General features: G+C 51.4%; 9 protein-coding genes and 1 tRNA gene. 1 reads left to right on the forward strand and 9 read right to left on the reverse strand.

The features are described 5' to 3' along the window. Positions 1 to 15: 15 nt before the first annotated feature. From EZJ44_RS01240 to EZJ44_RS01265, 6 genes are all read right to left on the reverse strand, one after another. The gene (locus EZJ44_RS01240) at positions 16 to 5,133 is read right to left on the reverse strand and encodes a DUF7507 domain-containing protein (protein WP_131279323.1); all 5,118 of its coding nucleotides are present in this window, start codon (positions 5,131 to 5,133) and stop codon (positions 16 to 18) included. Positions 5,134 to 5,602: 469 nt separating this feature from the next. Further along, on the reverse strand, positions 5,603 to 6,079 hold the full coding sequence (locus tag EZJ44_RS01245; protein ID WP_165496060.1) for a trypsin-like serine protease: 477 nt from the start codon (positions 6,077 to 6,079) through the stop codon (positions 5,603 to 5,605). Continuing rightward, positions 6,073 to 6,342 carry a trypsin-like serine protease gene (locus tag EZJ44_RS08945; RefSeq protein ID WP_131279328.1) on the reverse strand — a complete coding sequence of 90 codons (270 nt, stop codon included), beginning with the start codon at positions 6,340 to 6,342 and terminating at the stop codon, positions 6,073 to 6,075. The genes EZJ44_RS01245 and EZJ44_RS08945 overlap by 7 nt, the downstream gene beginning before the upstream one ends. A gap of 55 nt (positions 6,343 to 6,397) precedes the next feature. Beyond that, positions 6,398 to 7,177, reverse strand: a complete 780-nt coding sequence (locus EZJ44_RS01255) for an N-acetylmuramoyl-L-alanine amidase (RefSeq protein ID WP_131279330.1) — start codon at positions 7,175 to 7,177, stop codon at positions 6,398 to 6,400. A 37-nt stretch (positions 7,178 to 7,214) separates the two neighbouring features. After that, positions 7,215 to 8,537, reverse strand: coding sequence for an anaerobic C4-dicarboxylate transporter family protein (locus EZJ44_RS01260; RefSeq protein WP_165496061.1), 1,323 nt, complete (start codon positions 8,535 to 8,537; stop codon positions 7,215 to 7,217). A 470-nt stretch (positions 8,538 to 9,007) separates the two neighbouring features. Beyond that, the gene (locus EZJ44_RS01265; protein WP_131279334.1) at positions 9,008 to 9,499 is read right to left on the reverse strand and encodes a hypothetical protein; all 492 of its coding nucleotides are present in this window, start codon (positions 9,497 to 9,499) and stop codon (positions 9,008 to 9,010) included. Between the two features lie 130 nt (positions 9,500 to 9,629). Between EZJ44_RS01265 and EZJ44_RS08665 the strand changes: the two genes are divergently transcribed. After that, positions 9,630 to 9,767, forward strand: coding sequence for a hypothetical protein (locus tag EZJ44_RS08665; RefSeq protein WP_165496062.1), 138 nt, complete (start codon positions 9,630 to 9,632; stop codon positions 9,765 to 9,767). A 245-nt stretch (positions 9,768 to 10,012) separates the two neighbouring features. Here the strand turns inward: EZJ44_RS08665 and EZJ44_RS01275 are convergent, their stop codons facing one another. The 3 genes from EZJ44_RS01275 to EZJ44_RS01285 all read right to left on the reverse strand — a co-directional run bounded on the left by EZJ44_RS01275 (position 10,013) and on the right by EZJ44_RS01285 (position 12,506). After that, positions 10,013 to 10,801: a hypothetical protein gene (locus EZJ44_RS01275; protein WP_131279336.1), complete on the reverse strand. Its 789-nt coding sequence runs from the start codon at positions 10,799 to 10,801 to the stop codon at positions 10,013 to 10,015. 284 nt (positions 10,802 to 11,085) lie between these two features. Then, a tRNA-Ala gene (locus tag EZJ44_RS01280) sits at positions 11,086 to 11,161 on the reverse strand. A gap of 73 nt (positions 11,162 to 11,234) precedes the next feature. Beyond that, on the reverse strand, positions 11,235 to 12,506 hold the full coding sequence (locus EZJ44_RS01285) for a DUF6667 domain-containing protein (RefSeq protein WP_131279338.1): 1,272 nt from the start codon (positions 12,504 to 12,506) through the stop codon (positions 11,235 to 11,237). Between the last annotated feature and the right edge of the window lie 145 nt (positions 12,507 to 12,651).

Genomic DNA, 12,651 nt, shown 5'->3' on the forward strand with positions numbered 1-12,651 from the left:
TGCAAGCCCTGACATTTAACGCGATTCTTTGCGCCGCAACGTCATTAACAAGCCAATAAACAGTGCCATCACAGATATGACGCTTGTGAGAACAATGCCAACCGAGCCAGTTTTAGCCAGAATTGGATTTGGCGGAATTGGTTCAGCAGATGCAGGCGGTGTGACAGCAGCAGGTGGGATCACCGGCTCCGGCGGCAGCGGCAAAATCACCACCGAATCCTTCGATTCAGCGGAGTTCACCTGCGTATCTTTTGGATCAATTCCCGAGGCAGTGGCTGTGTTATTAATCCGGCCGTTCCTTGCATCGGACTTGGTCACCAGATCATCACTGGCCACACAGGTAGTCGTATCGCCTGGCAACAGCTCCGTCTTTTCACAGGCAATCACAGCATCAGGCACTCGATCAAGCAGGATCTGATCATGGACTTCTACCCCATGTAGCGTCACATTCGACGTATTCGTTACCGTAAATCGCCATTGCACGCTCTGCCCGAATTGTGCTTCATCACTTGCCACGCCACTTACGAGGTGCGACTTCACAATTCCAATCGAGCCGCGCAACTCAAGCGGTTGCACAGCGTCGTCGCTCGGATCAGCAGGCGGCTCTGTGCCATCAACTGGCACGCCATGAACGCTCGCAGTATTTTGCATAGTACCAGCGAGAATATCGCTTTCCTTCACCACCGACGCCGCTTCACAATCCATCTTCTCGCCAACGGCGAGCGTCGTCTGCGGGCAACGAATGGTAGCCGCGTCCACGTTGGTATCAGTGATAGTCACGTCCTTAAGTGCCACATCACCCGAGTTTCCTACCGTAATCTTCCACGTCACAACGTCGCCTGGGTTGATTAGCGCCGGAGTGCTCTGCAAATCCTCGCTACCACCATTTCGCGTTACAGAAAGAACATCTTTAGCAATCGAAATGCCAGGAATCGACGGGCGAACCAGCACCTTTACGTCTGCCTTTAGTGAAGCTACCGGGGTACCACGATCATCGCCATGCGCGATAGCCGAGTTGTAACGATAGCCGGTGGCGGCATCGTCAAGTGTCAAAGCCGTGGTCACCGTAGCAGCACACGGCGTGCTCTCCCCTGGGTTGAGCGACGTCTTCTCGCAGGTGATCGTGCCAGTAAATTCTGGATCTTCTACCGTAATATTAGCTACTGGCACATTTCCGGTGTTGGTGACCTTAAAACGCCACAGCACCGCATCGCCAACACGATGTATCGAGCCGTCGTCAGCAACCCCATTCACATCGGCGGTTTTGACGATCGTCAGTACTGGACTCGCTCCCAGCGGTTGCACAGCGTCATCGCGCTGATCAGGTACCGATGGTAATCCCGGAGGCGACGTCACACTAGCCGCCGCCACATTCGTGTACTGACCAGCCAAAATATCAGCCACAGTCACGGTATGCGTGGCGGTGCAATCAACGCTTGCCCCCACAGCCAGCGGCGTCGTATCCGAAACACTCGGCGCGCAACTGAGGTTTTCGGCGTCGGCATCGGTAATGGTAACTGCCATCAATGGCACGTTGCCGGTGTTGGTCACCTTAATCGTGTAGTGAATAACGTCGCCCGCGAAAATCTTGTTCGGGGTGGAAGCCAAATCGGTCGGATCGCTGCCATGAGTCACCGAAGCAATATCTTTCGTGAGCGCAAATGCAGGCGCGCCAGTTACCGTCACGCTCGCAGTATCATTAGCGCTGACAGCGATGCCGTTGCCCGTGCCATTCACGGTCGCTTTATTTGTTAGCGCCGCATGCACATCAGGTGTCGAACACTCGAAGCTAGTCGATTCGCCCATCGCAAGATCTGCCAAATCCCGCTCGCAATTGACGCCTTGCGGATCGGTGATATGCAGTGCAGTCAACGTGGTTTCGCCGGTATTTTTCACCGTAATGCGCCACTTGGCAGCATTCCCCCAAATCACTGGCGCGTTCTTATACCATTGCCCATCCTGACCTTGCACTTCTTTCACAAGCGACACAGCTGGCACACGCTCTGCAAAACCAAAATTCACATTCGGCACCGTCTTGTCCATGCCCACAACTACGGCACTCGTCTTGTCAAGCGCAGTATTTACCGGAGCATTGTCGTAACGATACGTCGGGATTGCATCTGCCGGCACGCTATTTCGCTTGGCAACCTGCACATAATACGTGCCGGAATGGAGCTCATTAAATGCATACGTGCCATCCGCTTTCGTTGTAGTAGTGGCGACGACGTTACCAGCGTTATCCAAAAGGTTTAGTTCGACGCCGGCATAGTGACTTTCCGTGGCGCCCACCGTGGCATTGCGATCCACATCGTGCCACACCAAGCCGGAAATTTCTGACGCAACTACGCGCGTAGTAACTGGATCTGGCGACGGCACAACCACGCTAAATCCTTGCGCGCGTCCCACGCCTAGTCGGTTGATCAGCACATCGCCATCAAGGCCGCCGTTGACATAACCAAAAATTTGCACCGAATGTCCGGTATTCGCTTTCAAGCCAGAATCGACAAAACGTAAGGCCGTAACCTCACCAGCCGAGGCAGGGCACGTTCCGCCACTGAAACCTGCACACCAAACAGTTGCGCCGCCAGCCTGGTTGGACGCATCGGCAGGGTCATTGACGACGTTCACACCCGGCGTCTTCGTGTACTCCACGGTGACTCCAGCCGGCACTGCCACCTTGGTAAAACTCAATGTTCCATTGAGCTTGCTGCCTTGGGCATCACCGTTGTACGGAAGCACATCAATCCAGGTTGCCGCAGAAACATCAGTAGTTAGAGAGTTGCGCCAGGAGAGAGTCCACGAAATATCGGAATCACGTTCCAGCATCGCAAAATCAGCTGCCTTTTGCGCCGTTAATGCCGCCGTATATGTCATGTTGAAATTCCACGATCCAGGAACCAATGCGATGAGCGGCTTGTTCGGAAGAATTGGCGTGGTAGTCACCGTAATTTGTGGTTTCGTTATCAGCGGTGAGACCGCCATCGTGATGCGGAAGAATTTTGAAGGATCTGCACCCCATCCGCCAAAAACCACTTCCGCAGCTGTGAGTGTACGGGTCGGCGTGAAAGTGACGATGCCAGGAATATCATCCTCACAGCCGGGTCCTCCAGCCGCAGCACCAGGAGTTATTGTGTAGGTCCAGTCCGCGCTCGGAGTGCCAGCAGATAGCGGCGTGGTACATGGATCTACTTTATATTCCACTTTCAAACCATCAAGCGGAAGCGTGGAAGGCGAAACGTTCATATTCAAAGCGGCAGTTGCAGTGAAAGTACTACCGGGTACCAGCTGCACACTCGTGGGACCAGTGATTGATGTGCCATTTATCTGTCCGCTGTAGGAGATGAAGTTGAAATATGCTGCCGCAGTTGCATTCCACGCCGCACTATCCAAAGACACCGAGGCATAATCGTAGTTTGGCCCAGAAACTCCCCATTCATCAAAAGGAGTCATGGTGGTCACTGGCGTAAATTCTGCCGAAACATACATTCCATAATCGACCGCTACCGGGTTTTTAGACACAATTCGAACCGAATTAACAGCCGTGCGTCCACCAGGAACCTGCGCAGGATCCGTGTACCAGCCCGCAGTTTCGCTTGGACTCCCACAGCCAGTCTTTGGCTGTTGCGAGGAATATTCAATCTTGAAGTTCGCCGGTTTTATGTACTGACTAGGATCGAGACCGGTTGCCGCCCACTGCGCATCGGACATAGAGGTTACCGTAGTAATCGTAGGAATCATATTGGTTACCTGTTGTTTTGCAGGATCCCATGCGTCACAGATAACAACCGGTTTCAAGCCAACGTTCGGTTGCAGTGTGAAATAATCTCGGAAGTTATCGTTTCCTGACACCACGTTTGAATAGTTCTTAGGTACCCCAGTTGCGTTAGTCATCGTTTTGTACGTACCGCCGGCACTTTTGCTGAACAGCACGCCAGGTTGATTGAACACAACAGTTGCCAATGAGCAATCGTTATTCAAACTTGACGTGCGTGAGGGAACACCGCCGAGAGTCTTTGTGTCCGTTGTGCAAAGCGCTTCGGTTGTGCCAGGCTGCGGAGTTCCACCCCAGTTCGCGCTTCCATCGGCCGCCATAACCGCGGGAGTGCTTTGCGCGATGCGGTATCCAAGCTGCACTTGTGCGCCGGGCGCAACAGCGTCAACTGGCACCAAGATAGCGTTCACATTGTATAGGTCTATGTTGCTTCCATTGAACGCCGCTAGATAGTTACCCCCGTTCAAGGAGCGCGATGCGTTCACTGCGGTGCCATTTTCAAAAATTGATCCAGCAGGAGCATTGAGAAGCTCAAAATTCACCACCAGCGGATCCGTAATTGCCAAACGTCCATTCGCCGAATATGCCGCCTTGTTGTACGTCTTGGAGCCTATCGAGAGATCCGCCGGCACTCGGTAATACAGCTTGCCGTTTCGATACGTGGTAGCTGCTGAGGTTCCAACCGTGAGTGGTCGCGCAAGCAGGTCAACTTCAAGCTTCCCGATCACTGTGAAAGGTTGCGCAGTTGCTGCGGTTGTATACCCAGCACCGGTATCGACGAGGACGCGCGGTTGGCTCACAGTGCCTGTGCGCAACGACGTCATCAACGTCAAATTAGCATGATAAGCTGCATTAATATTCGGAGCAGGTGTAATCTGGCAGGCGTAGAACTGTTTGCCGTTTTCTATGTAATCGATAGCCTTGCCCGTCCAAACGCCGGGGTTATCTTTACAAATGTCGTAGACTCCCACGGTACTTTCTTTGAGCGGGAATTGGTAAGTGTTCGATCCATACGGGGCGTTTTGATCCCCCATTCCTAAAGGAAAAGCGATCTTAAAAGGAGTGGGCGTAGCATCGGATTTGATATTAATATCAACGCTAAAGCCAACCGTGTCGCCAGTACAGACGATATCGTCCGCGGCAGAATCATCGCCAGGCGTGATGCCGTTTGCGGAGTTAAGCACGCACGCCCACGACGTGCCGTGTTGGGTTCCGGTGTACGTGCGTACCAATTTGGCGGTCACTTCCGGCACTCCTGCATAGGAGCGAGTAATGGGCGCCACAATTCCCATGCCTACAAAAATCACCAGCACTATCGTCAAGATTGTGACTCTGTGATGTGCCCAAACACGTCTATTCATGCAATACCTCTACAATATGTGCACCCAGCCAAAGAAAGGGGGTACATTCTCTCAAAATTCTATTATAGAGAGAGCAAATATCAGAAAAATTAAACTATATGTATCTCGTATTTTTTACATTAGTTTCGAACAACGACGCCGGCGCACACGTTTTCGTTTCAGGTTTGGCGATATTTTTTTCATCAGTTTATAAACATATATGCACGTCACGAGAGCAAGCGATAGTCCACAATAATTACAGGCAACACACAGGGAGCCTGAAAATCTACTCACATCCAGGGGCATGTGATTTCACATACGCCACATATTTGTACGTTTTGCGATGATTGCTGTGCATAAATTTACATAATCTTGTATTTTTCAAGGCACTTTATCGAAACTGAGAAGGATGGGCACATAAAGGTGGGGTTTTGATGCCTACCAACAACCTATCGGCATCAAAACCCCATCACCGAGTTTGCGGGTACTCCTAAATTCCAGCTACGTCCTTAACCCATTGGCGGTAATGAGAAAGGTCAACCGCCTCTGAGGGAGCATACGGATCACACCAAGCCGCGTGAGAGCCAAGCACATTAACCCCAATAATTTCCCCAGCAGCATTTACTACTGGGCCACCCGAGTCACCATGGTTAGATGCGCCGGTTATGCCCTTCATTTTAAGAGTTTCGCCAGCAATGTAGGAGAAGTCTTGGCCAACAACTTTCAGTTGCGCTCGGCGCAAGCTCTTCACCTCCGCATCGTGCAGACCTTTTCCATACCCATACAAGGTAACGAGTTCGCCAACTCTGAATTGATGAGAATCTGAAAGCACCCCATATTTACTAAGCTTGTGCGGCTTCGAGAGACGCAGCAATGCCATGTCGGCTGATGGAGAGATCTGGTAACTGTCGATTGAATACGCCGGACCAGGATTTACTTTGCTATTCGAAAAGTGCACTTTTACCACGTGGGCGGGCACATTGGGATCAGTATGCTTTCCCCTTCCAAACAATGACCTGCAGTTAGGATCCATCGCTCAGAAATTGCCGTTCCTGTACATTTATGTGCTGTACCGTCAGGTTTGTCCCAGATTTTGACCTGCACCACCTCCGGAGCTTTCGCTTCTTCACCCAAGTTGATTGCCTGCGACATAGGCAACACTGCAAAGAACCCTAATACGAGAACCATCAAAAACAGTGCTGAACTGCGTACTTGCCGAGAAATCTGCATTCTCCCCCCTCTCTATTGATAATCGTTCTCTTTTATATTAGGGCCTATTCTCCCGCTATTGCGTAGGTGTGAAATACTTCTCTACCAGCGCATATAAGATAGCAGCAGTTTCACAATCCATCACGCCGTCGTACTTCTCTTGGCGAAAATGCAACTGAAACGCTTGCACAAGATCGTGGAATCCGGCGTCTGTAGCTGCGGCCGCAACACCATAACCGTAGGTAGCGAAATGAGCCAAAAACTCACTTCGATCCGGAAGCCCTCCCTTCTCGAACTGGCTCAGATACGTAGCTTTTGTATCGTCGTCATACCACGCACCGACACCTGCTTCATACAGTTCCTTCCAAGGGAAGGCCGCACCAGGATCCTTTTTGCGCCCCGGTGCCACATCCGAATGCCCCAGCACGTGCACTGGCTCAATATCTGGGTAACGCTGCATGACGTTGTGCGCCAATTCTTTAACTGCGTCAATCTGTGTGGAGTTGTACGGCGGAAACACGAGCTTTCCGTCTTTTTCGCTCGCAAGATTGACTATCTCCACACCGATTGAGGAGTCGTTAATATTGGTACGGCCCGCCCAGAAACTTACACCCGCATGCCAAGCCCGGTCGTTTTCATCAACAAGATTAAATATGCGCATATCCTTATATCCAGCGTCGATATAGGTCTGCTCAGTTGGATCAGGCACAAGATAATGTGCACTCACTTTCCCGTCACCAGCAAGCAACTTCGCAGATGTCACGAAATTTTCTGCCGTGTAGTGGAGAATTAAGAAACGAACGCGCTTACCGTAACCCTTGACCGAACGGTATGCGTTGTAATCGATCTGATACATAACAATCCTTTCAGTTTGCTGTTGTTTTCTTGACGCACTAGCCGATTAAGCGCCACAGTGCCACGCCAATTGCACACACACTTATCGTGGACACTAAACCGGCTGGCCAAGCGCGATATTTATTCGTCGTACCGGTAACGTCAATTTCTTCAGCGAAAAGTAAGGTCGGGAGCGCCGGAATCACGTACTGCACATTCACTGCCTGCACGAGCGCCGCTAGGAAACCAGCCGGTACGCCCACACTGAGAGCCAGCGGGAACATGATAGAAATTGTTGCAGTCTGCGACATCACAATCATTCCCAAAACCGCAATCAGCAGCGCCACCAGCCACGGCGCTTTCTCAACCAACGGCGCGAGGTTCTCTTTCAGCACACGCATGTTACCGGCGTCGCCAAAAATGGTGGAACCCAACAGACCCGGTCCCAACACCGACATCATCGCCGTCACGCAGGAGGTAAATACTTTCGCCTCGAAAATACTACGCACCGGAATTCGGGTAACAACTAACGTAAACACAGCAGACATATAGAGCATGAGCTGCACCATCATCGTCGCAGGCATCCACGTAACCTTGGACGTAACCGCATGATCCACAATCACGTCCCGCATCGCCCCCGGAATAAGCGCGTGCCCCAACGTGTCATAGTTGAGCCCCACAATCATCACGCAGACAATCGCCGATACGAAGCCAATTACTGCAGCGTATTGGGTACGCGAGAAACGTTGCGCCGCATCGTCATCACGCGTTTCTTTGACGACGCCGGTGCGTACGCGTTCCAGATACACCGGATCGCGATCGAGAGGCTTTCCCCAGAAATTCAAAAATAACGAGGTGAGCAGGGTGGACAGCAAAGCAGCTGGAATCACTATCGCCATATAGGAAGCCATCGAGAAGCCGTGACCGGAAAGAAAGCCGACGGCGGTGAGCGCGCTCGATGCCGCTGGGCTGGCAACTAAGGCAGTATTCGAGGCCAATACCGATGCAACAAGCGGTCGCTCGGGGCGCACCCGCGCACGTAACGCCGTTCGGGCAATAACTGGTTCAAGTGACATCACAATATTGCTCGTGCCTACGCCAAAGACGAATAAGAAAGTGATGAGGGGCGCTACGAACGTGATCGCGGCGGGATACTTTTTGATAGCCTGCGACGCCCAGTGAACAAGCAGGTCAAGACCGCCGGCGGCTTCGAGGATACCAGCACTGATCGCTATGGAGAAAATAATCATTATGGGAACGACGGGAATATTCCCGGGCGGCAACCGAAAAACGACCACCATAATGACCGTGCCCAACAGGCTAAATAGGCCAACTCCGATAGCTCCACCGAATTTTATACCGACGATGATCAATGCGATCATCACGGCCATCTCGCATAACAACAAAAACACCAGTAACCTCCAGACAAATGAGCTGCTAGCGCAGTTGCTGCGAGTGTTGACCATACGGCGCTAGGCGCGCGGCGTCAGGAGACGCGACGTGGCGGTGCGAGGGCGTTAGATCGTCGCTGTTGTGCCTACAGGCACACGATCTACTCGCACCTAGGTGGTGAGCAAGCTACGCCATTTAACAAGCTTAAAAGAAAGTCTGGCAAATGGGAACAATCCCGACATTTTCAACTATTTTTCGTGCCGATGTTCGGGAGCTTGTGCGGTGATGTGTTGAAACTTGGTGTGTTTTTGGCAAGATCTCGATATATTTCGAGATCTTGCCAAAAACACACCAACAAAAGGAACTTAATCATCGCTTAAGCCATCACGCAACGCCACACCACAGCTTTAGACGCAGATTATGATTGCTGAAATAACACAGACCACCTATGGTTTGTCCGCTATTTCCCATCTTGGAAAATTTCTCGGGCGGCTTTCAACGTATTCCGCTTCGCTTCAGCAACTTCTTCATCACTGAGACCGTCACGCCAAGAGCGCATGGCGATGGCTTCACAAACAGAAACGATCATTGTGCACCCGACAATCACTGCAGTTAGACGAGTAAGACCCGACATCGCGAGCGCAAGCGCTAAATATGCCACGCAACGAACGACGACGCCGGCAACCGTATTCGCTATCGAACCGACTGTGCTCCTCTTTCGCCGCCGCTCGAGCCGCCGGTCAAGCAACGTGATAAGAAACTGTGCCACAAATTCAGCTGTAGCTAAACAGGCGATAAATACGCCGAAGTTGGGCAGCTCTTGACCGAGTCCCCACACCCACGCCACAACACCGATTAGTACAGCAGTAATAGTGAGGGAGACACCGCCTGTGAGCAGGTGTCCAATGAGAGCGTATTTAAACGGAACTTGGATCCAATTTTGCGAATTCATGAGTCACATCTTCCTATTTGTCCATTTCGATCTTAACGCCAAACCCCAATGAAAAACAGACTCTGGCGATGAAGAAAATCGTATTGAACAAAATTCCCTCAGCAGGTACGGCGGAGACGAACTAATCGTCTTGCGCTCAGATTTCGCGACTGATGCCAATACTGGATCGATAGGACTCAATCCAAGCTCAGAATATTGGGGGTATGGTCATATTCTTGTACGCGAGCGCGGCGGCGAATGGCGCGTTTTAGACGGCGGATACCCGTAAAGACGACGTTTGGCTGGCTATCGCTTTTCCTCTGGCACGAACCAACCAGCAACTTACTGGCTCGGCTGTGCGCCCCGACCAGGACACCCACGCCCGCGCTTCTGCAACATTTCGACGTCGTACCCGTGTTCAGCTTCAAATACCCAATCCTGAGAATCTGAGCATCAATGGCTTGATTGCCTTCAATAGGCTCACGCACAAAAATAGCGTATTACAAAATACGCTCATATATGAGTGATGCTCAATTAAGGTTCTATCACAAGCGAGATAAGGCACGCTTCGTTATTTTCTAAGCGATACGCTGCAAACAGTATGTCTATTAACAGCCCAAGATCGGCACTCCGATTGTTTGGTAGTTGTGCAGAGAAGCTAACCGACTCGCACATGCGAGAGCGAAAAAAATTTATGCCATTGCTTTCTGTAACACACAAGTCATAACTTGGCGTACGTTTCTCCACATCTATTCTAACCCTGTCCTGCGTTAACTGAGAGCACGCCCTCTTAATATTCTCTATAAGATGTGGTCTCAGGCTACTGGCAGATCTTAGACTCAAGCCAACCGTATAGTATTCATCGTCCGATATAGAAAATTCGTCCCAGAGATAGCTTGCACGATACTGTAACGACCACTCATGGTGAGGCACCAATTCGGCAGGAATAAGCAAATCAGAGGCATTGATCGTCCAATCGCCCATCATTTCCATTGCAGCAGAAGCCGAATAGAGAATCTGGCTCAGTGCAAGTGGCGCGTTAGCTTCCGAGTGATCAACATGAAACTCTATATCGATTCCAGAAGTACACGATTTGTCGTCAAGAGGGTTGTCACTAAAAGTGAAGATTGCATCGTGCAGTTCAAGACCATTGACAGAATTCGCAACAGTTGACCCACTGCATAATGCGCTAATGGCCGAGTATTTGTTAAGAGCAAACTCTGGTGTAAATGTCCCATTTTGCAGCGAAATTTTCAAGGCTTGATTGGCAACTAGTGTTCCTGACAAACAAGCGAGGAGTGGTACGTTAGTTGTTGTGGACAATCTGCATCCTTCATCTTATTACAGGGTAAACAAACCAAGTGACACCAATATTGTCTAGAGCTCCTGATTCATCAGTTCCAAGCCAATCACACGACTGAAAATCTGGTACAGGAGTCCCATCCTTGAAATCTCTTTCACCCAACTCTACGTGGTTCGATATACAACACGTGGGTTACGAGGTCTTTCGCATTAATCGGTACTAAACCTACGCCCAAATACTAAGCGCTCATAACCGGAAGTCTAAAAGTAAAGACCCAAGAAGCAAGCTTTCAACACTTCCCCAATGGTGGAGCATAGGGGATTCGAACCCCTGACCTTTTCATTGCGAACGAAACGCGCTACCAACTGCGCCAATGCCCCAGACGTAAAGATATTAGCACTGCCCCGCGTCCAAAACAAACAATAACGGGACACGCACCTACTCTACGCGAGCTTACGCGCGACGGCGATCAAGCAAGTTGTCGAGCGCAGCGCCGCTTCCGAGCAAGTCTTGACGCAATTCCTCGTTACCAGTCATCTGCGGAGCCTCGTGAGCAGCCTCAACAGCACCATCTCCAAGTCGCTCGCCGAGAGTTGCAGGGCGATATGGCACAGCAGCTACCGCACTTTCCGGAGCAACGAACGGCTTAACTTTCCGCTTTTGAATACGCGGTTTCAAGGTGTAACCCGGCGTTGACGCGCCACTTATCTGCTTGCGAGCCTCGCCACTAACCGCGACATTTTGCGCATTTTCTACCGCACTGCCAGCACGTTCACGCGCAGCTGCAGATTTTCCGACCCCAGACTTTCCAGCCACAACCTTCGCAACGTTCAATCCAGCACCTGCCACAATACCAGCACTAGCGCCTGCCGAAACGCCAGCTCCAGAGTCCGCGACCACGCCCGCCTCAGATGCCACGCCATCAGCGTCATTATTCTTCGACGCCGCATTTCCACGCCGCATGGCCTGCTTATTTGCCACGCGCACAACATGGTCAACAGACATACCTTTTGCCTGCTTACCGGCCGCACCACTAAGCATAGCCTCGCCACGAGCTACGTCACCACGCTTTGCATCGCGCGAAGAATCGTCCGCATCGCGAACCGATCCAGCCTCACCACGAGCCACCTCAGCGTCAGCCAACTCCGCACGATCCTGCCGAGCAACAAATTCGCCGCTTCCAGCACCAGCCAAAATCGCATCGTAACGCTCAATACGGGCGCGATCAGCGGCGTCGTACTTTTGCCACACATTGATCATCATGGTCAATGCGCCAAGATAAACCGCGCCAACCGCCGTCGAAATACCTGCAACAACGCTCGAGAGCGAAACCGCTGCAACCAAAATCCAGAAAAGAACCGACAAACCTACCAAAGCGGTACCGGCAACCATGCCGCGAACATGATAGGAATAGCGCTTGGCGATCCGCGCTTTTGCCTGCGCACGTTTGCGGGCGACGGCGCGCACGTCAAGAGTCTTGGGCCGCCGTGCCGCCTTTGCTCTCGTGATAGGTTCCATATTGCGCTCCGTCGTAAAAATTGTTCCGCGTTCGGTGTGTGTTCTTGTAATTTTATGGGTGCGAGCTTGGATGATACGTAGCTCTTGTGCGTACTTTTCGTCAATTGGCGCTTCGTTCAAAACCGTTCGACGTCGGAACAAAGCAGGCAATACGTACAGCAGCAAGAGCAGTATCACTAACGCAATTGCAATACCATCTCCACCCACACTCTTACGGTATTAAATTCAACCACAACAGCGGCTCATTGAGCAGGGCGTGTTGTGATCAAATTTATGTGAAATGACAGGTCACAGTCACATGAGTAACACCTTTAACACCTGTCACGTTATTCGCACCTTTTGCCGACGACGC

Source organism: Arcanobacterium bovis, assembly GCF_004331995.1.
Taxonomy (GTDB): Bacteria; Actinomycetota; Actinomycetes; order Actinomycetales; family Actinomycetaceae; genus Arcanobacterium_A; species Arcanobacterium_A bovis.